20 protein-coding genes and 1 pseudogene are annotated in these 22082 nt (G+C 66.5%); 14 read left to right on the forward strand and 7 right to left on the reverse strand.

The features are described 5' to 3' along the window. The first annotated feature begins 32 nt into the window (after positions 1-32). Positions 33-1256, forward strand: a complete 1224-nt coding sequence (locus G6N26_RS20565; protein ID WP_067167616.1) for a cytochrome P450 — start codon at positions 33-35, stop codon at positions 1254-1256. 32 nt (positions 1257-1288) lie between these two features. Here the strand turns inward: G6N26_RS20565 and G6N26_RS20570 are convergent. Together G6N26_RS20570 and G6N26_RS20575 are read right to left on the reverse strand one after the other, a co-directional pair. Further along, positions 1289-2162, reverse strand: a pseudogene (locus G6N26_RS20570) (DUF559 domain-containing protein). 124 nt (positions 2163-2286) lie between these two features. After that, positions 2287-3021, reverse strand: coding sequence for a crotonase/enoyl-CoA hydratase family protein (locus tag G6N26_RS20575; RefSeq protein WP_232067620.1), 735 nt, complete (start codon positions 3019-3021; stop codon positions 2287-2289). A gap of 163 nt (positions 3022-3184) precedes the next feature. On the opposite strand from G6N26_RS20575, the gene G6N26_RS20580 reads away from it, so the two are divergent. The 4 genes from G6N26_RS20580 to G6N26_RS20595 are packed head-to-tail and all read left to right on the forward strand — an operon-like array spanning position 3185 to position 8043. Next, a complete protein-coding gene (locus G6N26_RS20580) occupies positions 3185-4837 on the forward strand; it encodes an acyl-CoA synthetase (protein WP_067167611.1) in 1653 nt (550 codons plus the stop codon). Between the two features lie 30 nt (positions 4838-4867). Then, positions 4868-5635: a fructosamine kinase family protein gene (locus G6N26_RS20585; RefSeq protein WP_083014584.1), complete on the forward strand. Its 768-nt coding sequence runs from the start codon at positions 4868-4870 to the stop codon at positions 5633-5635. Between the two features lie 36 nt (positions 5636-5671). Continuing rightward, positions 5672-6496: an amidohydrolase family protein gene (locus G6N26_RS20590; RefSeq protein WP_083014588.1), complete on the forward strand. Its 825-nt coding sequence runs from the start codon at positions 5672-5674 to the stop codon at positions 6494-6496. Then, positions 6493-8043 carry an acetolactate synthase large subunit gene (locus tag G6N26_RS20595; RefSeq protein WP_083014591.1) on the forward strand — a complete coding sequence of 517 codons (1551 nt, stop codon included), beginning with the start codon at positions 6493-6495 and terminating at the stop codon, positions 8041-8043. The genes G6N26_RS20590 and G6N26_RS20595 overlap by 4 nt, the downstream gene beginning before the upstream one ends. Here the strand turns inward: G6N26_RS20595 and G6N26_RS20600 are convergent. The 5 genes from G6N26_RS20600 to G6N26_RS20620 form a co-directional block, all read right to left on the reverse strand. Beyond that, entirely contained in the window at positions 8029-8742 is a 714-nt protein-coding gene (locus tag G6N26_RS20600) for a serine hydrolase (protein ID WP_083014595.1), read from the reverse strand. The two genes, G6N26_RS20595 and G6N26_RS20600, sit on opposite strands and share 15 nt — an antisense overlap. Positions 8743-8835: 93 nt before the next feature. Further along, entirely contained in the window at positions 8836-9054 is a 219-nt protein-coding gene (locus tag G6N26_RS20605) for a hypothetical protein (protein WP_082991323.1), read from the reverse strand. A 58-nt stretch (positions 9055-9112) separates the two neighbouring features. Next, positions 9113-10624, reverse strand: a complete 1512-nt coding sequence (gene fadD17, locus G6N26_RS20610; protein ID WP_083014599.1) for a long-chain-fatty-acid--CoA ligase FadD17 — start codon at positions 10622-10624, stop codon at positions 9113-9115. Positions 10625-10629: 5 nt separating this feature from the next. Next, positions 10630-11727, reverse strand: coding sequence for an acyl-CoA dehydrogenase family protein (locus tag G6N26_RS20615; protein WP_067167596.1), 1098 nt, complete (start codon positions 11725-11727; stop codon positions 10630-10632). Between the two features lie 29 nt (positions 11728-11756). Continuing rightward, on the reverse strand, positions 11757-12938 hold the full coding sequence (locus G6N26_RS20620) for an acyl-CoA dehydrogenase (protein ID WP_067167594.1): 1182 nt from the start codon (positions 12936-12938) through the stop codon (positions 11757-11759). A gap of 213 nt (positions 12939-13151) precedes the next feature. Here G6N26_RS20620 and G6N26_RS20625 point away from each other — a divergent pair, with 213 nt between their 5' ends. From G6N26_RS20625 to G6N26_RS20665, 9 genes are all read left to right on the forward strand, one after another. Continuing rightward, positions 13152-13343 carry a ferredoxin gene (locus G6N26_RS20625; protein ID WP_003877155.1) on the forward strand — a complete coding sequence of 64 codons (192 nt, stop codon included), beginning with the start codon at positions 13152-13154 and terminating at the stop codon, positions 13341-13343. 44 nt (positions 13344-13387) lie between these two features. Next, positions 13388-14302, forward strand: coding sequence for a 3-oxoacyl-ACP reductase (locus G6N26_RS20630; protein WP_083014602.1), 915 nt, complete (start codon positions 13388-13390; stop codon positions 14300-14302). A gap of 235 nt (positions 14303-14537) precedes the next feature. Then, positions 14538-15302, forward strand: a complete 765-nt coding sequence (locus G6N26_RS20635) for an MlaE family ABC transporter permease (RefSeq protein WP_064933983.1) — start codon at positions 14538-14540, stop codon at positions 15300-15302. Between the two features lie 19 nt (positions 15303-15321). After that, complete coding sequence (locus tag G6N26_RS20640; protein WP_008263742.1) at positions 15322-16164, forward strand: MlaE family ABC transporter permease; 843 nt, start codon at positions 15322-15324, stop codon at positions 16162-16164. Positions 16165-16183: 19 nt separating this feature from the next. Continuing rightward, positions 16184-17386, forward strand: a complete 1203-nt coding sequence (locus tag G6N26_RS20645) for a virulence factor Mce family protein (protein ID WP_067167589.1) — start codon at positions 16184-16186, stop codon at positions 17384-17386. Next, positions 17386-18438, forward strand: a complete 1053-nt coding sequence (locus G6N26_RS20650) for a virulence factor Mce family protein (RefSeq protein WP_067167587.1) — start codon at positions 17386-17388, stop codon at positions 18436-18438. The genes G6N26_RS20645 and G6N26_RS20650 overlap by 1 nt, the downstream gene beginning before the upstream one ends. Then, entirely contained in the window at positions 18428-19492 is a 1065-nt protein-coding gene (locus G6N26_RS20655) for a virulence factor Mce family protein (protein WP_083014606.1), read from the forward strand. Before G6N26_RS20650 ends, G6N26_RS20655 begins: the two co-directional genes overlap by 11 nt. Beyond that, a complete protein-coding gene (locus tag G6N26_RS20660; protein WP_083014609.1) occupies positions 19489-20928 on the forward strand; it encodes a virulence factor Mce family protein in 1440 nt (479 codons plus the stop codon). Before G6N26_RS20655 ends, G6N26_RS20660 begins: the two co-directional genes overlap by 4 nt. Further along, positions 20925-22079 (forward strand): virulence factor Mce family protein, encoded by a 1155-nt coding sequence (locus G6N26_RS20665; RefSeq protein WP_067164762.1) that lies wholly within the window; start codon positions 20925-20927, stop codon positions 22077-22079. The genes G6N26_RS20660 and G6N26_RS20665 overlap by 4 nt, the downstream gene beginning before the upstream one ends. Positions 22080-22082 lie beyond the last annotated feature (3 nt).

The raw sequence follows: 22082 nt of genomic DNA on the forward strand, positions 1-22082 counted from the left end.
GTAATCCGTTCGTCAACACTTGGAGGCTGTAGATGACTTCGACCATCCCGGAAGCAATCTCGAACATCGACCTGACCGACGGCAATTTCTACGCCGACCGTCACACCTCGCGCGAGGCCTATCGCTGGATGCGCGCCAACCAACCGGTGTTTCGTGATTGCAACGGTCTGGCCGGCGCCACCACATATCAAGCCATCCTCGACGCCGAGCGCAATCCGGAGTTGTTCTCCAGCACCGGCGGCATCCGGCCCGAACAGCCGGGCATGCCCTACATGATCGACATGGACGATCCCGCACATCTGTTGCGGCGCAAGCTGGTCAACGCCGGCTTCACCCGCAAGCGGGTGAAGGAGAAGGAGCCGTCGATCGCCAAGCTGTGCGACACCCTGATCGATGCGGTGTGTGAGCGCGGCGAGTGTGACTTCGTCCGCGATATCGCCGCCCCGCTGCCGATGGCGGTGATCGGCGACATGCTGGGCGTGCTGCCCACCGAACGCAGCATGCTGTTGAAGTGGTCCGACGACCTGGTCTGCGGGCTGAGTTCGCACATCGACCCCACGTCTGAGACGGCGCAGGCGGTGATGGCCGCATTCGCCGCGTACACCGAATTCACCACGAACATCATCACCAAGCGGCGCGCCGAACCCACCGACGACCTGTTCTCCATCCTGGTGAACGCCGAGGTGGAGGGGCAGCGGATGTCCGATGACGAGATCGTCATGGAGACGCTGCTCATCCTCATCGGCGGCGACGAGACCACGCGCCACACGTTGAGCGGGGGGACCGAACAGTTGGTGCGCCACCGCGACCAGTGGGAAGCCCTGGTGCGCGACCCGTCGCTGCTGCCGGGTGCGATCGAGGAGATGCTGCGCTGGACGTCGCCGGTCAAGAACATGTGCAGAACCTTGACCGCCGACACCGAATTTCACGGCACCTCGTTGCGTGAGGGCGAGAAGATCATGCTGCTGTTCGAGTCGGGCAATTTCGATGAGTCGGTGTTCGAGGAGCCGGACAGCTTCGACATCCGGCGAAACCCGAACAGCCACATGGCGTTCGGCTTCGGCACCCACTTCTGCCTGGGGAACCAGCTGGCGCGCCTCGAGTTGTCGATGATGACCGAGCGGGTGCTCAAGCGACTGCCGGACCTGAGGCTGGCCGACGACGACTCGACTCTGCCGCTGCGGCCGGCGAACTTCGTCAGTGGCCTCGAGGCCATGCCGGTGGTGTTCACGCCGAGCGCGCCGCTGCTTGGCTGATTGCGCTTGGGTTCCTCTCGCCGAGCGTGCACTCAGCGCGAACTTTTCGCGAAATCCTCACGCTGAGTGCGCGTTCGACGCTGCCAGGCCGCTGACACGCGTGCGATGACGCCGCCTGCCGTGTCTTCGGCCGTGACACGAACGACGGTCCAACCCGACTCCGCCAGGGATTCCGCACGCCGAATGTCCCGGTGGAATTGCCGTTGGTCGGTGCGATGGTGGCCGCCGTCGTACTCGACGGCCAATTTGATGCCCTCCCAGCCCATGTCGAGACAAGCGATCAGGGCGCCGTACTCGTAAATCGGTATTTGGGTCTGCGGCGTCGGGAAGCCCGCGCGTATCAGCAGCAGCCGCAACCAGGTCTCGCGGGGAGACTCCGCACCCGCGTCGACAAGCGGCAACGCGGTTCGCGCACGGGCGATACCGCGGCGGCCTCGGTAACGCTTGGCGAGTGCCTCGACGCCGCTCACCTTGAGATCGGTTGCGCGCGCAAGCGCGTCGATGACTGCGACCGCGCGATCGAAGGGGATAACCGCAGGCAATTTCGAGGGCTGTTCGCTCGGGTGTCGTCACCGGTAGGTCGGCGATCGTTTGGATTTCGTCCTCGGCGAGCCGATCCGACCACGTGTGGATGCCACCGGGCGGACGGCGATAGCTGTACAGCAGCTCGGCGGGCGCGCGGTGATCGATCCACTTCGCGCCGTGCAGCGCCGCCGCGGATTAGCCCGCGACGACACCGCGTCGTCGCGACGACAGCCAAGCCGCCTGGGCGCGCGATTGCGCGGTGAGCGCAATGTTGGCAGGGACGTAGACGCCGGGATGGATCTTGACGAACCGGCTGCGCAGCACGTACGGCATTACCAGGCCGGCGGCGACGGCCTGGCTCCCGATGAACGGCTCTTCCAATGGCGGGAGTGTGCCGCAGAGCCCCGACATGCTGGCCGAGCGTCACTGAACGCGAAAATTTGGCCCGAGTTTCGCAATGAGTGCACGTTCGTCAGGGAAATGGGGGCGGCCCGCCCCCTCGCGCCTAGCGGTTTTGGAAGTTGGGCTTGCGCTTCTCGGCGAACGCCCGGGGGCCCTCCTTGGAGTCCTCGGAGAGGAACACCGGGATGCCGTTGGCGGTATCGGGCTTGAAGGCCTCTTCCTCGTGCATGCCCTCGGTCTCGCGGATCGTCTTGAGGATCGCTTGGACGGCGAGCGGACCGTTGTTCTCGATGACCTCGGCGATCTCGAGGGCCTTGGACAGCGCCTGCCCGTCGGGGACGACGTGGCCGATCAGGCCCATCTCCTTGGCCTCGGCGGCGGTGATGTGCCGTCCGGTCAGCAGCAGGTCGCACGCCACCGTGTAGGGGATCTGGCGCACCAGTCGCACCGCGGACCCGCCCATCGGGTACAGGCTCCACTTGGCCTCGGAGATGCCGAATTTGGCGCTCTCGCCGGCGACCCGGATGTCGGTCCCCTGCAGGATCTCGGTGCCACCGGCGATGGCCGGGCCCTCGACGGCCGCGATGAGCGGCTTGGTCAGCCGCCGCCCTTTCAGCAGGGCGTCGATTCGCGACGGGTCGTAGCTGCCGTCCTTGAATGACTCACCCGGCGGCTTCTGGGTCGCAGCCTTGAGGTCCATGCCCGCGCAGAAGTAGCCACCGGCGCCGGTCAGGATGCAGCAGCGGATGTCGGGATCGTTGTCGACGCGGTCCCAGGCCTGGACCATGATTTCCATCATTTCCGTGCTCAAGGCGTTGCGGCGATGCGGCCGGTTCATCGTCACGATGAGGGTGTGACCACGCTGTTCCACCAGCGCATCCGGCCCGGTTTCCCCGTTTTCTGTGTTTGCTGGGGTTCCGGCATTCTCCACGGACACGGCTACCGCCTTTCCCTCGACAATGGTCACGAGCTTGCCTCGAAATGTAACACGTTCTAATTTGGTGGCCGTGGCCTTGAATATTGCCGATCTTGCAGAGCACGCCATCGACGCTGTGCCCGACCGTGTCGCCCTGATCTGCGGCGACGAGAAGTTGACCTATGCGCAGCTGGAGGAGAAGGCCAACCGCCTTGCTCACTACCTGCTCGAGCAGGGGGTGAAAAAGGACGACAAGGTCGGCCTCTACTGCCGAAACCGCATCGAGATCGTGATCGCGATGCTCGGCATCGTCAAGGCGGGCGCCATCCTGGTGAACGTCAACTACCGCTACGTCGAGGGCGAACTGCGCTACCTGTTCGACAACTCCGACATGGTCGCGCTCGTCCACGAGCGCCAGTACTCCGACCGCGTCGCCAACGTGCTGCCCGAGACCCCCAACGTCAAGACGATCCTCGTCGTCGAGGACGGCAGCGACAACGACTTCGGCCGCTACGGCGGTGTCGAGTTCTACTCCGCGATCGCACAGAGCTCGCCCGAGCGCGACTTCGGTCCGCGCAGTGCCGACGACATCTACCTGCTGTACACGGGCGGCACGACCGGGTTCCCGAAGGGCGTGATGTGGCGCCACGAGGACATCTACCGGGTGCTGTTCGGCGGAACCGACTTCGCCACAGGCGAATTCATCAAAGATGAGTACGACCTCGCCAAAGGTGCGGCCGCCAATCCGCCGATGGTCCGCCACCCTATTCCGCCGATGATCCACGGCGCCACCCAGTCGGCGACCTGGATGTCGATCTTCTCGGGCCAAACCACGGTGCTGGCACCGGAATTCAATGCCGACGAGGTCTGGCGCACGATTCACGACCACAAGGTGAACCTGCTGTTCTTCACCGGCGACGCGATGGCGCGACCGCTGCTGGACGCGCTGCTGGCTCACCAGGACGAGGGCAACGAGTACGACCTGTCGTCGCTGTTCTTGCTCGCCTCCACCGCTGCGCTGTTCTCGCCGAGCATCAAGGAGAAGTTCCTCGAGCTGCTGCCCAACCGGGTTATCACCGACTCGATCGGATCGTCGGAGACCGGATTCGGCGGCACCAGCATCGTCGCCAAGGATGCGCCGCACGCCGGCGGTCCGCGAGTGACGATCGATCACCGGACCGTCGTCCTCGACGAGGAGGGCAACGAGGTCAAGCCCGGCTCCGGTGTGCGCGGCTTCATCGCGAAGAAGGGCAACATTCCCGTCGGCTATTACAAGGACGAGAAGAAGACGGCCGAGACGTTCAAGACCTTCAATGGCGTGCGCTACGCCATCCCCGGCGACTTCGCCGAGGTGGAGGCCGACGGCACCGTCACGATGCTGGGCCGCGGCTCGGTGTCGATCAACAGCGGCGGCGAGAAGATCTACCCCGAGGAGGTCGAGGCCGCGCTCAAGGGGCATCCCGACGTCTTCGACGCCCTGGTGGTCGGTGTGCCCGACGCCCGATACGGCCAGCACGTCGCGGCCGTCGTCCAGCCGCGGCCGGGAACGCGTCCCGCGCTGTCGGAGCTGGACGCCTTCGTACGCTCGGAGATCGCCGGCTACAAGGTGCCGCGCAGCCTGTGGCTGGTCGACGAGGTCAAGCGGTCGCCCGCCGGCAAACCCGATTACCGCTGGGCCAAGGAGCAGACCGAGGCACGGCCGGCCGACGACGTGCACGCGGCCCACGTCACGGCGTGACGCGCTCGAAGCGCTAGGACCGCGCGGGGCGTGACCGACTTCGTCAAGCACAACCCGGACGCGCCCGCCCGTTTCTTCGCGGCGGAAGCCGCTGGCCTGCAATGGCTTTCCATCGTCGACGGCGGCGTGCCGTGCGCGCAGGTCGTTTCCCTCACCACGACGAGCCTGACGCTGCGGCGCCTGGATTCGGTGAGCCCGACCCCCGAGGCGGCGCGCGCGTTCGGCGGCCAACTGGCCATCACGCACGACGCCGGGGCCGCCGGTTTCGGCGCCGGACCCGACGGGTGGGATGGGCCCGGGTTCTTCGGTCCGCTGTCGCACCCCCTGCCGATGTCGCTGCGGCCGCATCGACGCTGGGGCGAGTTCTACGCCCAGGAGCGGCTGGCCCCGATGGCCGAACTCGCGACGCCTCGGCTCGACGCGGCGACCCGCGAGGCCGTCGACGCCGTCGCGGCGCGTTGTCGTGCGGGTGATTTCGACGACGACGATCCGCCGGCCCGGCTGCACGGCGACCTGTGGAGCGGCAACGTGATGTGGACGACCGGTGGGGTGGTGCTGATCGACCCGGCGGCCCACGGCGGTCACCGCGAGACCGACCTGGCGATGCTGGCGCTGTTCGGTTGCCCGCACCTCGACGCCGTCATCGACGGTTACCAGCGGGTGCGACCGTTGCGCCCCGGGTGGCGCAACCGCATCGGGCTGCACCAGCTCTTCGGACTGCTCGCCCACGTCGTGCTGTTCGGCGGCGGCTACGCGCGTCAGACCGACGCCGCCGCCCGCGCCGCGCTGGCCGCCTGAGCGGCGTCTGCGACAGCCGGGCTACTGTCGATCCCGATGACGATCGACGTCTGGATGCAACACCCGACGCAGCGATTCCTGCGCAGCGACATGCTGGCGTCCCTGCGCCGCTGGACGGGCGGGTCGATCCCCGACACCGAAATCCCGATCGAGGCGACCCTGGGGTCGATGGACGCCGCCGACGTGCGACTGGGCATCCTCAGCGCGTGGAGCGGCCCGAACGGCCAAAACCTCGTCTCCAACGACGAGGTGGCGCAATGGATTGCCGCGCACCCGAGCCGCTTTGCCGGGCTCGCCGCCGTCGACCTCGACCGCCCGATGGAAGCGGTCCGGGAGCTGCGGCGGCGAGTCGGAGAAGGATTCGTCGGCCTGCGGGTGGTGCCGTGGTTGTGGAACGCCCCGCCCACCGACCGCCGCTACTACCCGCTGTTCGCCCAGTGCGTGGAGTCCGGCGTGCCATTCTGCACCCAGGTCGGCCACACCGGACCGCTGCGCCCCTCGGAAACCGGCCGGCCCATTCCCTACATCGACGAGGTCGCCCTCGATTTCCCGGAATTGGTGATCGTCTGCGGCCACGTCGGCTACCCGTGGACCGAAGAGATGGTCGCGGTTGCCCGCAAGCACGAAAACGTCTACATCGACACCTCGGCGTACACGATCGCGCGGCTGCCCGAAGAGCTCATCCGATTCATGAAAACCCGTACCGGACAACGGAAAGTGTTGTTCGGCACCAATTACCCGATGATCGCCCACGAGCACGCGCTGGCGGGGCTGGACGACCTCGGGCTGTCCGACGAGGCGCGCCGAGACTTCTTGCGCGCCAACGCCGAACGAGTGTTCCGACTGGAGGCAAGCACGTGAATGGCGCCCAGGCCCTGATCAACACCCTGGTTGACGGCGGTGTCGACGTGTGTTTCGCGAACCCGGGCACGTCGGAGATGCACTTCGTCGCGGCCTTGGATAGCGTCCCGCGGATGCGCGGCGTGCTGGCCTTGTTCGAGGGGGTCGCCACCGGCGCGGCCGACGGCTATGCCCGCATCGCCGATCGCCCGGCGGCGGTGCTGCTGCATCTGGGCCCCGGTTTGGGCAACGGCCTGGCCAATCTGCACAACGCGCGGCGCGCCCGGGTGCCGATGGTGGTGGTGGTCGGTGACCACGCCACGTATCACAAAAAGTACGACGCCCCACTGGAATCCGACATCGACGCCCTCGCCGGGACCGTCTCGGGCTGGGTGCGCCGAACGAGTGACTCCTCGCAGGTCTCGGCCGACGCCGTCGAGGGCATCGCGGCCAGCCGGTGGGGTTCGCAGATCTCGACGCTGATCCTGCCCGCCGACGTGTCCTGGTCCGACGGCGCCCAGCTGTTCTCCAACCTGGAGGCACAGCCGGCGGGCGCCGATCCCCTGCTGGCGCCGGAGGTGGCCGAGGTGCTCGGCTCGGGGGAGCCGACGGTGATCATGGTGGGCGGCGACGCCACCCGCCACGCCGGCCTGGCCGCGGCCACCCGCATCGCGGCGGCCACCGGCGCGCGCGTGCTGTGCGAGACCTTCCCCACCCGGCTCGAGCGCGGCGCCGGCGTCCCCGCCGTCGACCGGCTGGCCTACTTCGCCGAGGCCGCCACGGCCCAGCTGGACGGCGCCAAACATCTGGTGCTGGCCGGCGCCAAATCACCGGTGTCGTTCTTTGCCTACCCCGGCATGCCCAGCGACCTGGTGCCCGCGGGCTGCGAGGTACACGTGCTCGCCGAACACAGCGGCGCGGCGGATGCGTTGAGCGCCTTGGCGGATCAGGTGGCACCCGGGACGGCAGCGCCGGTGGCGGCCGCGTCGCGTCCCAAGCTGCCGACCGGAGCGCTGACGTCTGCGTCGGCAGCCGACGTGATCGGGGCGCTGATGCCGGACCGGGCGATCGTGGTCGACGAGTCGAACACCTCCGGACTGCTGCTCGCCCAGGCCACCGCCGGCGCGCCGGCGCATGACTGGCTGACCCTGACCGGCGGGGCGATCGGCTACGGCATTCCCGCGGCGGTCGGTGCGGCGATCGCCGCCCCGGATCGCCCGGTGCTGTGCCTGGAATCCGACGGCTCCGCGATGTACACCATTGCGGGGTTGTGGACCCAGGCGCGGGAGAACCTCAACGTCACCACCGTGCTGTACAACAACAGCGCCTACGACATCCTGCGCATCGAGCTGCAACGCGTCGGCGCCGGGTCGGCCCCCGGCCCAGAGGCGCTGTCGCTGCTCGATTTATCCGACCCCACCATGGATTTCGTCAAGCTCAGCGAGGGCATGGGGGTGCCGGCCCGGCGCGTCACCACCGCCGAGGAGTTCGCCGATGCGCTGCGCGCCGCGTTCTCAGAAGCCGGACCGCATCTGATCGACGCCGTGGTGCCGTCAATAACGGGCTAGGGTCGGCAGCCGGCTCAGCAACCAGTCCGTCATCGTATTGACCACGTCGACGCCGGTTTCGAACGCGCCGTCGTGCGCGTCGGCCGCCAGCGCCACGCCCCACTGCCCGGATGGGGTGGGGACGATCCCGAATTGCCGGACCAGGTACTCGCCGTGTACGCCTGGCCCCCAACCCCCTTTTGCGGCAATCCCTTTGGCGGCCAGCCCCCATTGGTCACCGCTGGTGAGTCGTTGCATCAGGTCGATCACCTCGGCGGCGTCGGGGATGGTCGGCAGCTCCGCGGCGAACCGGGCCTGGCGCTGCAGGCTCCACTGGGTTTGGCCGAAAGCGGTGAAACCACGGCGGAGTCGGCGCGATTCGACCACCGTCGCGGTGTCACCGCCTTCGGCCACCACCGCCTGAACCTGCCGCGCCGCGTCGGACGGCTCGCCCAATTGCGACCACAACTGCTCGGACGCGCGATTGTCGGATTCGGTGATGGCCTTCACCGCGAAATCGCGGGCCCCCAGCCAATCGTTGCGCAGCGCCGCCACCGCCAGAGGCACTTTGATCGTCGACCACGCCACACCGGACCACCAGCTGCCCAGCGAAAACGTTCGGTCCGGCCGGGCGATCGCGACGCCGACGCTCGCCGGCACTGCGGCAGAAAGCTGTTCGAAGCTGGCTTCCAGCGCGAGCTCGAGAGGCCGTGCGGTCATGCGCGGGGGACCGGCGCGTCAACCATCGCGTCTCCTTGTCGTTGCGGCATATTCAGGGCGGCCCGGCCGCTGACCAGGCGCCGGGCCCAGCCATCAGCCCGACGGCGGCGGTGGCGCTTCGTCCGGCGGGGGAGGAGCTTCCGACGGTTCGGGGTCCGGCGTCGGTGGTGACCACACCAACGGCGGTGGCGGAGGAGGTAGGGGCGGCGGCGGGGGCGGGTCCGCCGCGGCGAAACCGGCCCCAAACCCGAGTGCGGCGCTAGCCAGCGACCCAACCAGGATCGAGCCGGCGATCGTTTCGCGGATTTTCATCAAGCGCTGAGTTTACTGCGTGGACGGCGCGTCCGGGGGCAACGCCCGCCCCGCGGCCCTAGCGGTGGATCTCCCAGACCGGCTCGCCGCAGTCGACACCCTGAGCGGCCAACTGTCGCTTGAGCACTTTGAACGTCACTGTCCGCGGGAGCTCGGCGCTGACCCGCACGTACGACGGCCATTGCTTGGGCCCCAAGTCCGGCTGCTCGGCCAAAAAAACGCGAAACTTCTCGTCGTCGAACTCGGCGCCCGGCGCCATCACCACTGCAGCCATGACTTGATCGCCGACGATCGCGTCGGGCACCGGGTACACCGCCACCTCGGTGAGGTCGGGGTGGCGCAGCAACACCCGCTCGATCGGTGCGGCACCGAGGTTCTCGCCGTCGACCCGCATCCAATCACCCAGCCGCCCAGCGAAATAGGCGTAGCCGGCCTCGTCGCGGTAGGCGAGATCGCCACTGTGGTAGACCCCGCCGGCCATCCGTTCGGCCTCGGCGGCGTCGTCGTTGTAGTAACCCTCGAAGCGGCCCGGGCCCGCGGCGTTCACCAGTTCGCCGACCACGCCCGGCGGGCACGACGTGCCGGTCTCGGGATCGACGATGTCGATGTCGGGCGGGAGGGGTCCCAGTGAACCAGGCGGTGTGTCCGGGGTGCGCGCGATGGCCACGCCGCCTTCGGTGGAGCCGAACCCGTCCTGCACCACACATCCGAATCTGCGGCCGAAGCGCTCGATGTCATCGGGTACGCCCTCGTTGCCGTACACCGCGCGCAGCGGGTTGTCCGCGTCGTCGGGCCGCTCAGGCGTGGCGAGCACATAGGACAACGGCTTGCCCACGTAGTTCGCGTAGGTGGCGCCATAGCGGCGGACGTCGACAATGAAGTTCGAGGCGGAGAACTTGCGCCGCAAGGCGATTGAGCCCGTGCACGCCGCCGCCACCGCCCAGCCCACCAGCACCGCGTTGGAATGAAACAGCGGCATAGACACATAGCAGACGTCGTCGCGGCCGAGGTCGAACCGGGCTGACATCGTCACGCCCGCGATCGCGACCTTGCCGTGGCTGCACTTGACCGCCTTGGGTTCGCCGCTGGTGCCCGACGTGAAGATCAACATGAACAGATCCGCCGGCGAGGCGTCCTGAAAGAAGATCGGGGCATCGCGGTACGCGGCGAGTTCGTCGGCCCACGCGGCGGAGTCAGTGTTCAGGTGCTCGATATCACCGAGTGTCTCAGACGATTTGGAATCGGCGAGCACCAACTGGCAGTCGGCCCGGGCGATGTCGCGCCGCAACGCCTCACCGCGGCGCACCGGGTTGAGCCCGACCGGCACGATCCCCGACATTCCCGCCGCCACCAGCATCGCCGAGAAGAAGGGTGTGTTCTCCAGCAGCACGCCGACATGCGGCGGGCGGGTGGGGTCGAGCCGCTCACGCAGCGCCGCGGCGATCGCGGCACCCTGCTGCAGGTGATCGCGCCAGCTGGTGAACGAGTCCTCGAAGTAGATACCCCGATCGTCGATCTCGGTCAGCGGCGCCAGCAGCTTGGTGACCGTGAGGTCATCGGTGAGGTCCATTGCGCCTAGGCGGGCGTCTCCGCCAGCTCGCGCCCGATGCGGCGCAGCTGCCCGGTGGCGCCTCCCAAGGCGAACTCGATCTCCTTGGCGGCCAGGAAGTATCGGTGCGCCGGGTGATCGGTGTCGACGCCGACACCCCCGTGGACGTGAACGATGGTGTGCGCCACCCGATGACCGGCGTCGGCGGCCCAGAACGCCGCGCTGGCGACGTCGATCTCGGCCGGAATGTCTTCGGAGACGCGCCAGGCCGCCTGGGTCAGCGTGAGCCGCAGCCCCTTGACGTCGATGTAGCCGTCGGCCAACCGTTGCGACACCGCCTGGAAGCTGCCGATCGGGCGGTCGAATTGCTCACGCTCGCGCGCGTATTCAGCGGTCATCTGCAGGCCACGCTCGAGCACCCCGAGTTGGAAAGCGCTGCGGCCCAACGTGCCCAGCGTGGCGAGCCAGGTTGCGACGTCGGCACCGCCGACCTTGCGGGCACCGTCCACCTCGGTGCCGTCCAGCGCGAGGTGTCCGACGCTGCCCAGGCCGGTGGTTTCCAGGGCGGTCACCGTGACGCCGGGGTCGTCCGAGGCAATCAGGAAAACCGCGGTGCCGGAATCCGTTTCGGCGGGCACCAGGAACGCGTCGGCGACGGGGCCGAAGCCGACCTGGGTGCGCGTGCCGGTGAGCCGGTATCCGGCGCCCGAGCTGACCGCCTGCACCGGTCCCTCGCCCATCTCACCGTCGAGGGCGATGCTGAGGGTCTTCTCGCCGTTGACCGCCGGCACGCCCCAGCCCTGCTGCAGCTCCTCGGAGCCGAACCGGGCTAGCGCCCCGGCGCCCAGCACCACCGACTCCAGGTAGGGCACCGCGGCCAGCTGATGACCCAGCGCGACGAGGATCGCGATCTGCTCGAGCGCGCCGAAGCCGTCGCCGCCCAACGATGACGCCGACGCGCTGGACAGGATGCCGGCGTCGATCAGCTTTCGCCACAGGTCGCGGTCGAACCGCTGATCGAGCCCGTCGAGCTCACGTTGGTGTTCGGGGGTGCACACCGAGTCCACGATCGTGTCGACCAGGTTGCCGAGGTCGTTGGCCGCTTCGGTTGTCGTGAAATCCATGAACGTCCGTCCTTCTATTACGTAGCGGCTCAGCGGTTTCTAGGCAGACCCAGGGCGACCATGCCGATGATGTCGCGCTGCACTTCGTTGGTGCCGCCGCCGAAGGTCAGGATCAGGCAGGCCCGGTGCATCCGCTCGACCCGGCCGCGCAGCAACGAGCCCGGCGAATTCTGGCGCACCGTCGCGGCGGTACCCAGCACCTCCATCAGCAGCCGGTAGGCCTCGGTGGCCAGCTCGGTGCCGTAGACCTTGGCCGCCGACGCGTCCGCCGGGTTCAGGGTTTCACTCGAAGCGGATGCCAGTTCCCAGTTGATCAGCTTGAGGACCTCGGCCTTGGCGTGCACGCGGGCCAGGTTGAGCTGCACCCATTCCGAGTCGATGAGCCGGGCGCCCCCGTCGTCCTTGGTGTTCTGCGCCCATTCGCGAACCTCGCGCAGGGCCAGAAAGATCGGTTGCGGCGAGACCAGCGCGACGCGCTCGTGGTTGAGCTGGTTGGTCACCAGCTTCCAGCCGCCGTTCTCCTCGCCAACCAGGTTGGTCACCGGGACCCGCACATCGGAGTAGTAGGTGGCGCTGGTGTCCACACCGGCCATGGTGTGCACCGGAGTCCAGGAGAAACCCTCCGCGGTGGTCGGCACGGTCAGCATCGAAATGCCGCGGTGCTTCTTGGCGTCGGGGTTGGTGCGGACCGCCAGCCATACCCAGTCGGCGTACGCGATCAGGCTGGTCCACATCTTCTGGCCGTTGATGACGTAGTCGTCGCCGTCGCGCACCGCGGTGGTGCGCAGGTTGGCGAGGTCGGTGCCGGCGCCGGGCTCGGAATAGCCGATCGAGAAATGCAGCTCGCCTGCGGCGATCTTGGGCAGGAAGAACTTCTTCTGTTCCTCGGTGCCGAACGCCATGATGGTCGGCGCCACGCTGTTGATCGTCAGGAACGGCACCGGAACACCGGCGATGGCGGCCTCGTCGGTGAAGATCAGCGAGTCCATCGGCGAGCGGTCCTGGCCGCCGTACTCGGTGGGCCAGTTCAGGGTGAGCCACCCGTCTTTGCCCATCTGCGCGACGGTGTCGCGATACGCGGTACCGGTGCCGACCTCGCCGCCCCCCGAAGAGGTCAGCGCCTCGCGGCGCTCCGGGGTCATCAGGTTGGTGAAGTACGACCGCAGCTCGCGACGCAGCTCTTCTTGCTCCGGGGTGTAACTGATGCGCATTTCAGCCGTCCTTCAAGTCAACGACGTTTCGGAATAACAAGCCTCGCCACAGGCTGCAGCTCGACCAACGGCTACCCATTCGTCTTCCCGGTTGTAACACGTTCTAGTCTGGGAATCCAGCGACCGTTTCCCCAGCGGTGTCGGGGTCTTATGGTGGACCTACATACTGATGAGGCGAGTCCTGCGGTGAAGGCCAGGTTCAAGGAGGGTGCTGTGCGGGTGATCGTGGACCGTGACCGGTGCGAAGGTAACGCGGTGTGCTTGGGAATTGCCCCAGATATCTTCGACCTGGACGACGAGGACTACGCCGTGGTGAAGCTCGACCCGATCCCCGCCGATCAGGAGCAGTTGGCCGAGCAGGCGATCGCCGAATGCCCGCGCGCCGCACTCTCCCGCGGCGACTAATCCGAGCCTAGAGTGCGCAACCCGAAACTAGAGGTATTCATAAATTGACTAGCAGCACGAACGCGACCGATCTCTCCGGAAAGGTCGCGGTGGTCACCGGTGCGGCCGCGGGCCTGGGGCGCGCCGAGGCGCTCGGTTTGGCACGCCTCGGAGCGACCGTCGTCGTCAACGACATCGCCGCCGCGTTGGATGCCTCCGACGTCATCGATGAAATCAATTCCTCCGGTTCGAAGGCCGTCGCCGTGGCCGGCGACATCAGCGAGCGTTCCACCGCCGACGAACTGGTCGCCCAGGCCGACGGGCTCGGTGGGCTCGACATCGTGGTCAACAACGCCGGCATCACGCGCGACCGGATGCTGTTCAACATGTCCGACGAGGAGTGGGACCAGGTCATCGCCGTGCACCTGCGCGGCCATTTCCTGCTGACCCGCAACGCCGCCACGTACTGGCGCTCCAAGGCCAAGGACGCGGGCGGCAAGGTCTTCGGCCGGATCGTCAACACCGCGTCCGAGGCCGGCCTGGTCGGCCCCGTCGGGCAGGCGAACTACGGCGCCGCCAAGGCGGGCATCATTTCGCTCACCCTGACCGCCGCGCGGGCGCTCGGTCGCTACGGCGTGTGCGCCAACGCCATCTGCCCCCGCGCGCGCACCGCGATGACGGCCGACGTGTTCGGCGACGCCCCGGAGGTGGAGGTCGGCGGGGTCGATCCGCTGTCTCCCGAGCACGTCGTCAATCTGGTCCAGTTCCTGTCCGCCCCGGCGGCCGCGGAGGTCAACGGCCAGGTGTTCATCGTCTACGGTCCACAGGTGACATTGGTCGCTGCCCCGACGGTCGAGCGCAAATTCAGCGCCAACGGTGCCGCTTGGGACCCTGCACAGCTGAGCGCGACGCTGCAGGAATACTTTGCTGGGCGTGATCCTGAGCACAATTTCTCGGCGAGTGCACTGATGGATCAATAGCCATTTGAGGCTGGTCGATCCGGGGGAATCGGCAGGTAGAACGTGTGTCAGTTTGACACGTGACAAGTGCTTCTGACCTGGCGAATTAACGGTTGGGATAAGAAGTGCTGTTCATTGACACGGTGAACTTGTTCTGAGTTAATATGATCCGGCTCACACCGAGCCCCATGCGACCGTTGACAAAGCAAAGGCCAGCCATAGACTTCGCCGAGACCAGCCGAGGGGGGACACCGAGTTGAGGGAGCAACTTGCCGTTCCCGCCCGCGCTGTCGGCGGATTCTTCGAAATGATGATCGACACCGGCCGGGCAGCTTTTCGCCGGCCGTTCCAATTTGGTGAGTTCCTCGATCAGACGTGGATGATCGCCCGCGTGTCACTGGTCCCGACGCTGCTGGTGTCCATTCCCTTCACGGTGCTGGTGGCCTTTACCCTCAACATCCTGCTGCGCGAGATCGGCGCGGCCGACCTGTCCGGCGCCGGAACGGCGTTCGGCACCATCACCCAGCTGGGTCCGGTGGTGACCGTGCTCGTCGTGGCCGGCGCCGGCGCCACCGCGATCTGCGCCGACCTCGGCGCCCGCACCATCCGCGAGGAGATCGACGCGATGCGCGTGCTGGGCATCGACCCGATCCAGCGGCTGGTGGTCCCCCGCGTACTCGCGTCGACGGTGGTGGCACTGCTGCTCAACGGCTTGGTATGTGCCATCGGGCTTTCCGGTGGTTATGTGTTCTCGGTTTTCCTGCAGGGCGTCAACCCGGGCGCCTTCATCAACGGCTTGACCGTGCTGACCGGTCTGCGCGAGCTGGTGCTCGCCGAAGTCAAAGCGCTGCTGTTCGGCGTCATGGCCGGGATGGTGGGCTGCTACCGCGGCCTGACCGTCAAGGGCGGGCCCAAAGGTGTGGGCAACGCGGTCAACGAAACCGTGGTCTACGCCTTCATCTGTCTGTTCGTGATCAACGTGGTGATGACCGCCATCGGCGTGCGAATTTCGGCGAAGTGATGAGACGAGTGAGCACGCGATGAGTTACGACGCCACACTGCGGTTCCGTCGGCTCTTCTCGCGGCTGCAAGAGCCGGTCGATGACTTCGGCGAGCAGGCCTTGTTCTACGGGCAGACCGTGCGCTATGTCCCCAACGCGCTCACCCGGTACCGCAAGGAGACGGTCCGGCTGATCGCCGAGATGACCATGGGCGCGGGAGCTCTCGTCATGATCGGCGGCACGGTCGGTGTCGCTGCGTTTCTGACCCTGGCCTCCGGTGGTGTCATTGCGGTGCAGGGATATTCGTCGCTGGGCAACATCGGCATCGAGGCGCTGACGGGCTTTTTGTCGGCGTTCCTGAACGTCCGGGTGGTCGCCCCGGTGATCGCCGGCATCGCGCTGGCGGCCACCATCGGCGCCGGCGCCACCGCCCAATTGGGCGCCATGCGGGTGTCCGAGGAGATCGACGCCGTCGAGTGCATGGCGGTGCACTCGGTGTCCTACCTGGTGTCGACCCGCCTGATCGCCGGCCTGATAGCGATCATTCCGCTGTACTCGCTGTCCGTGCTGGCCGCCTTCTTCGCCGCCCGCTTCACCACGGTGTACATCAACGGGCAGTCAAAAGGCCTCTACGACCACTACTTCAATACCTTCCTCATCCCGTCGGACCTGTTGTGGTCGTTCCTGCAGGCCATCGTGATGTCGATCGCGGTCATGCTGGTGCATACCTATTACGGCTACAACGCCAGCGGTGGTCCGGTCGGCGTCGGGATCGCGGTCGGCCAGGCCGTGCGGACCTCGTTGATCGTCGTGGTCGTCATCACTTTGTTCATCTCGCTCGCTGTGTATGGGGCGTCCGGTAACTTCAACCTCTCCGGCTAACAGGACCGCTTAAAAAGACATGGCAGACACAGGCGCGCGACGCACTACCGTCCGGCTGGCAGCAGCGGTGCTGGCCAGCCTGATGGTGGCTTTCGCTGTGCTGACTTACCTTTCCTACACAGCCGCCTTCGCATCGATCGACAACGTCACGGTGTCGGCGCCCCGCGCCGGGCTGGTGATGGAGAAGGGCGCCAAGGTCAAATACCGGGGCATCCAGATCGGCAAGGTCGAAAGCATCGACTATTCCGGTGACCAAGCGCGCCTGACGCTGGGCATCAACAGCGACGAGATGCATTTCATTCCGTCCAACGCGGCGGTGCACATCGCGGGTAACACGATCTTCGGCGCCAAGGCGGTGGAATTCATTCCGCCTCAAACGCCTTCGCCAACCTCGCTGCGTCCGGATGCGCACGTCGCGGCCTCGGCGGTGCAGCTGGAAGTCAACACCTTGTTCCAGTCGCTGATGGACCTGCTGCACAAGGTCGACCCCGTCGAACTCAATGGGACGCTGAGCGCGTTCGCCGAAGGCCTGCGCGGCCACGGTGACGACCTGGGCGGCATCCTGTCGGGGCTCAATACGCTGACGCGCCAAGCGAATCCGAAGCTGCCCGCCTTGCAGGAAGACCTCCGCAAGACCGCGATCGTGGCGAACATCTACGCCGACTCCGCCCCGAACCTGAACACTGTCTTCGACAACCTGCCCACAATCAACAAGACCGTCGTGGACCAGCAGAAGAATCTCGACAACACGCTGCTGGCCACCATCGGCCTGTCGAACAACGCCTATGACACGTTGGCACCGGCCGAACAGGACTTCATCGACGCCATCAACCGACTGCGGGCCCCCCTCAAGGTGGCCGGCGAGTACTCGCCCGAATTCGGCTGCCTTTTCTCGGGTATCGACCGAGGCCTCAAGGAGTTTGGGCCGATCCTCGGTGTTCGCAAGGCGGGTCTGTTCACGTCATCGAGCTTCGTGCTGGGCGCGCCGTCGTACACGTACCCGGAGTCGTTGCCGATCGTGAACGCCTCCGGCGGTCCGAACTGCCGTGGCTTGCCCGACATCCCGAACAAGCAGCATGGAGGGTCGTGGTACCGGGCGCCGTTCCTGGTGACCGACAACGCCAACATCCCGTACGAACCGTTCACCGAGCTGCAATTCGACGCTCCCTCGACGCTGCAGTTCTTGTTCCACGGCGCCTTCGCGGAACGGGACGACTTCTGATGCCCAGCTCCGAGATGCCATCGCACCGCTCGATGATGATCAAGGTCAGCATCTTCGCGGTGGCCATGCTCTTGGTGTCGGCGGGACTGGTGGTGGTCTTCGGTGATTTCCGGTTCGGCCCCGAAAGCACTTACCACGCAACATTTACGGATGTATCGCGCCTGAAGGCCGGGCAAAAGGTGCGCATTGCCGGGGTGCCAGTCGGTGCGGTGTCGGACATCAAGCTCAATCACGACAACACCATCGACGTGTCGTTCGGAGTCGACAAGCGTTACACGCTTTACTCGTCGACACGCGCGGTGATCCGCTACGAAAACCTGGTCGGCGACCGCTATTTGGAGATCACGTCGGGTCCGGGAGAACTACGAAAGCTCCCCGCAGGGGCGACGATCAACAGCCAGCACACGCAGCCGGCGCTGGATCTCGACGCGCTGCTGGGCGGGCTGCGACCGGTGCTCAAAGGCCTCGACGCCGACAAGGTCAACACCATCAGCAGCGCTGTCATCCAGCTGCTGCAGGGGCAGGGCGGGGCCTTGTCGAACGTGCTGGCCGACACGAGCGCGTTCTCCTCGGCGCTGGGCCAGCGCGACCAGCTCATCGGTGACGTGATCAACAACCTCAACACGGTGCTGACAACCGTGGACCAACGCAGCGCACAGTTTTCGACCAGCGTCGACCAGTTGCAGCAACTGATCACCGGACTGGCCGAGCACAAGGACGATATCGCGGGCGCCATCCCGCCGCTGGCCTCGACGACGACGGATCTGACGGAACTGCTGAGGAAGTCGCGCCGGCCGCTGCAAGGAATCTTGGAGAACACCCGTCCGCTGGCCACCGAAATAGACAACCGCAAGGCCGAGGTCAACAACGACATCGAGCAGCTGGGCGAGGACTATCTGCGGCTGTCCGCGCTCGGTGCCTACGGGGCGTTCTTCAACATCTACTTCTGCTCCGTGACGATCAAGATCAACGGCCCGGCCGGTGGCGACATCTTGCTGCCGCTTGGCGGCCAGGTGGATCCCAGCAAGGGGAGGTGCGCCTTTGTCAAGTAACGCGAAGCATGAACGTGACCCACTGCGCACCGGCATCTTCGGCGTGGTGCTGGTGGTCTGCGTCGTGCTCATTGCGTTCGGCTACGCCGGGTTACCGTTCTGGCCGCAGGGCAAGATCTACGACGCCTACTTCAGCGATGCCGGTGGGATCAATCCCGGCAATGCGGTTTACGTCTCGGGTTTCAAGGTCGGCAAAGTGACCTCCGTGGGTCTGGCCGGCGACAGCGCCAAGATCAGTTTCAGCGTCGACCGCCACGTCGCGGTCGGCGACCAATCGCTGGCCGCGATCCGCACCGACACCATCCTCGGTGAGCGCTCCATCTCGGTGACCCCGGCAGGCGGCGGCAAGGCGACCACCATCCCGCTCAGTCGCACCACGACGCCGTACACGCTGGCCGGCGCGCTCGAAGACTTGGGTTCCAATGCCAGCAACCTGAACAAGCCGCAGTTCGAGAAGGCGCTGAACGTGCTGACCAACACGCTGCACGACGCGACTCCCGAGCTGCGCGGCGCGCTGGACGGTGTGACGTCCCTGTCCCGCACCCTGGACCGACGCGACGAGGCGCTGCAAAGCCTTCTGGCGCATGCGAAGTCGGTCACCGGCGTGTTGTCCCAGCGCGCCGAGCAGGTCAACAAGCTGGTCGACGACGGTAACGAATTGTTCGCCGCGCTCGACGAGCGCCACCGGGCGCTCGGCCAGCTGATCTCGGGCATCCAGGATCTCTCGGCGCAGATTTCCGGGTTCGTCGCCGACAACCGCAGGGAATTCGGGCCCGCGCTGAAAAAGCTCAACGATGTGCTGTCCAACCTCAACGAGCGCCGCGACTACATCACCGAGGCCCTCAAGCGGCTGCCCACCTACGCCACCGAGTTGGGTGAGGTGGTCGGTTCGGGTCCCGGCTTCAACGTGAACGTCTACGGTGTCATCCCGGCGCCGCTGCTCGCGACGATGTTCGACTTCTTCTATCAGCCCGGCAAGATGCCGGCCAGTTTGGCTGACTACCTGCGCGGGTTGATTCAGGAACGCTGGGTCATCAGGCCGAAGTCACCATGATGCAGCGGATCATCGGCAGCCGGGGGCTGCGCTACGCCACCATCATCGCGCTGGTCGCGGTGCTGGTGGGTGGGGTGTATGTGCTGTCGGCGCAAGCGAATAACCGCAAGATCGTCGGTCACTTCGCCTCGGCGGTCGGTTTGTATCCCGGCGACCAGGTGCGCATCCTGGGCGTCCCGGTCGGCACCATCGACACGATCGAGCCGCGACCCTCCGATGTCAAGATCACCATGTCGGTGTCTAAGGACGTGAAGGTCCCCAAGGATGCCAAGGCCATCATCATGTCGCCAAATCTGGTGGCGGCCCGGTTCATCCAGTTGACGCCGGCGTACACCGGAGGCCCGGAGATGGCCGACGGCGCCAGCATCGGCCCGGACCGCACCGCGGTCCCGGTGGAATGGGACGAGGTGAAGGAGTCGCTGACCCAGCTGGCCGTCCAGCTCGGCCCGACGGCCGGATCGATGCAGGGGCCGTTGGGCGCGGCGATCAACCAGGCCGCCGACACCTTCGACGGCAAGGGCCAGTCCTTCCACAGCGCCCTGCGTGAGCTCTCGCAAGCCGCTGGGCGGCTTGGGGATTCGCGCGGCGACATCTTCGGCACGGTCAAAAACCTGCAGGTGGTGATCAACGCCCTGTCATCCAGCAACGAACAGCTTGTCCAATTCGCCGGTAACGTCGCCTCGGTATCGCAGGTGCTGGCCGACAGCTCGCGCCATCTCGACAACACCCTCGGGACCCTCAACACGGCGCTGTCGGACATCCGTGGGTTCCTGCACGAAAACAACTCGACCATCATCGACACGGTCAACAACCTCAACGATTTCGCGAAGACGCTGAGCGACGAGAGCGACGACATCGAGCAGGTGCTGCACGTGGCGGGGCCGGGTATCGCCAACTTCTACAACATCTACGACCCCGCGCAGGGCACGCTCAACGGCCTTCTGTCGATACCGGAATTCGCCAACCCCGTGCAGTTCATCTGCGGTGGGTCCTTCGAGACCGCGGCGGGCCCGCGGGCGCCGGACTACTTCAAGCGCGCCGAGCTCTGCCGCGAGCGGCTGGGTCCGGTGCTGCGCCGGCTCACCGTGAACTATCCACCGGTGATGTTCCACCCGCTCAACACGATCACGGCGTACAAGGGCCAGATCATCTATGACACCCCGGAGACCCAGGCCAAGGCGGCAACTCCGGTTCCCGAGCTGACCTGGGTCCCGGCCAAGGGCGCCCAGCCGCCGGCCGCGCAGAACCCGGCTGATCTGCAGGCGCTGCTCGTCCCGCCGGCTCCGCAGGCCGGTGCGGCACCCGGACCCGCGCCGGCCGGTGCCGCTCCCGCCCCCGGTCCCGCTCCGGGAAGCGCGTTCGGCCCGCTGCCGGGGCCGGCTCCGGGCCAACCGGCGCCTACCGGGCCGGCGGCCGGTTTGGGCGGTGGCGGATGAACCGAATGTGGTTGCGTGCCAGCGGATTGGCGGCGGGCAGCGTGCTGCTGGCCGGCTGCCAATTCAACGGCCTGAATTCGTTGGCGATGCCGGGCACCGCCGGTCATGGCAGTGGCGCCTACTCGGTGACCGTCGAGCTGCCCGACGTGGCAACGCTGCCGCAGAACTCACCGGTGATGGTGGACGACGTCACCGTCGGGAGTGTCGCCGGTATCGCGGCCGAGCAGCGGGCCGACGGATCGTTCTATGCGGCAGTGAAATTGGCGCTGAACAAGAACGTCGTGCTGCCCGCCAACGCGACCGCGACGGTCGCCCAGACGTCGCTGCTCGGGTCGATGCACATCGACTTGACCAGGCCAAAGGACAAGCCGGCCGTCGGCCGGCTGACCGACGGGTCGAAAATCGCGGAGGCCAATACCGGCCGTTACCCCACCACCGAAGAGGTGCTCTCGGCGCTGGGCGTTGTGGTGAACAAGGGCAATGTCGGTGCGCTGGAAGAGATCACCGACGAGACATATCGCGCCGTCGCGGGCCGGCAGGACCAGTTCGTCGACCTGGTCCCCAGGTTGGCGGAATTGACCTCGGGGCTCAACCGCCAGGTCAACGACATCATCGATGCGGTCGACGGGTTGAACCGGTTCTCAGCAGCCCTGGCGCACGATAAGGACAACCTGGGCCGGGCGCTGGACACGTTGCCCGAGGCGATTCGCGTGCTCAACAAGAACCGCGACCACATCGTGGAGGCGTTCGGCGCGCTGCACAAGCTGGCGAACGTCACCTCGCACGTGCTGGCCAAAACCAAGACGGACTTCGCCGCGGACATGAAGGACCTGTACTCGGTCGTGAAGGCGCTCAACGACAACCGGAAGAATTTCGTCACCTCGTTGCAGATCTTGTTGACCTTCCCGTTCCCCAATTACGGCATCAAGCAGGCCGTGCGTGGCGACTACCTCAACGTGTTCACCACCTTCGACCTGACCCTGCGGCGGCTCGGTGAGACGTTCTTCACCACGGCCTACTTCGACCCGAACATGGCTCACATGGACGAGATCCTCAATCCACCGGACTTCTTGATTGGCGAATTGGCCAACCTGTCCGGACAGGCTGCGGATCCGTTCAAGATTCCGCCCGGCACGGCTTCGGGACAGTAGGGG

It is taken from the genome of Mycobacterium marseillense, assembly GCF_010731675.1.
Classification (GTDB): Bacteria; Actinomycetota; Actinomycetes; order Mycobacteriales; family Mycobacteriaceae; genus Mycobacterium; species Mycobacterium marseillense.

Excerpts from the sequence above, each read along its gene's own strand:
- G6N26_RS20640 (WP_008263742.1), top strand. The coding sequence starts at position 15,322 with ATGAGTTACGACGCCACACTGCGGTTCCGTCGGCTCTTCTCGCGGCTG.
- G6N26_RS20650 (WP_067167587.1), top strand. The coding sequence starts at position 17,386 with ATGCCCAGCTCCGAGATGCCATCGCACCGCTCGATGATGATCAAGGTC.
- G6N26_RS20565 (WP_067167616.1), top strand. The coding sequence starts at position 33 with ATGACTTCGACCATCCCGGAAGCAATCTCGAACATCGACCTGACCGAC.
- G6N26_RS20660 (WP_083014609.1), top strand. The coding sequence starts at position 19,489 with ATGATGCAGCGGATCATCGGCAGCCGGGGGCTGCGCTACGCCACCATC.
- G6N26_RS20575 (WP_232067620.1), bottom strand. The coding sequence starts at position 3,021 with ATGAACCGGCCGCATCGCCGCAACGCCTTGAGCACGGAAATGATGGAA.
- G6N26_RS20590 (WP_083014588.1), top strand. The coding sequence starts at position 5,672 with ATGACGATCGACGTCTGGATGCAACACCCGACGCAGCGATTCCTGCGC.
- G6N26_RS20620 (WP_067167594.1), bottom strand. The coding sequence starts at position 12,938 with ATGCGCATCAGTTACACCCCGGAGCAAGAAGAGCTGCGTCGCGAGCTG.
- G6N26_RS20665 (WP_067164762.1), top strand. The coding sequence starts at position 20,925 with ATGAACCGAATGTGGTTGCGTGCCAGCGGATTGGCGGCGGGCAGCGTG.
- G6N26_RS20615 (WP_067167596.1), bottom strand. The coding sequence starts at position 11,727 with ATGGATTTCACGACAACCGAAGCGGCCAACGACCTCGGCAACCTGGTC.
- G6N26_RS20605 (WP_082991323.1), bottom strand. The coding sequence starts at position 9,054 with ATGAAAATCCGCGAAACGATCGCCGGCTCGATCCTGGTTGGGTCGCTG.
- fadD17 (WP_083014599.1), bottom strand. The coding sequence starts at position 10,624 with ATGGACCTCACCGATGACCTCACGGTCACCAAGCTGCTGGCGCCGCTG.
- G6N26_RS20600 (WP_083014595.1), bottom strand. The coding sequence starts at position 8,742 with ATGACCGCACGGCCTCTCGAGCTCGCGCTGGAAGCCAGCTTCGAACAG.
- G6N26_RS20645 (WP_067167589.1), top strand. The coding sequence starts at position 16,184 with ATGGCAGACACAGGCGCGCGACGCACTACCGTCCGGCTGGCAGCAGCG.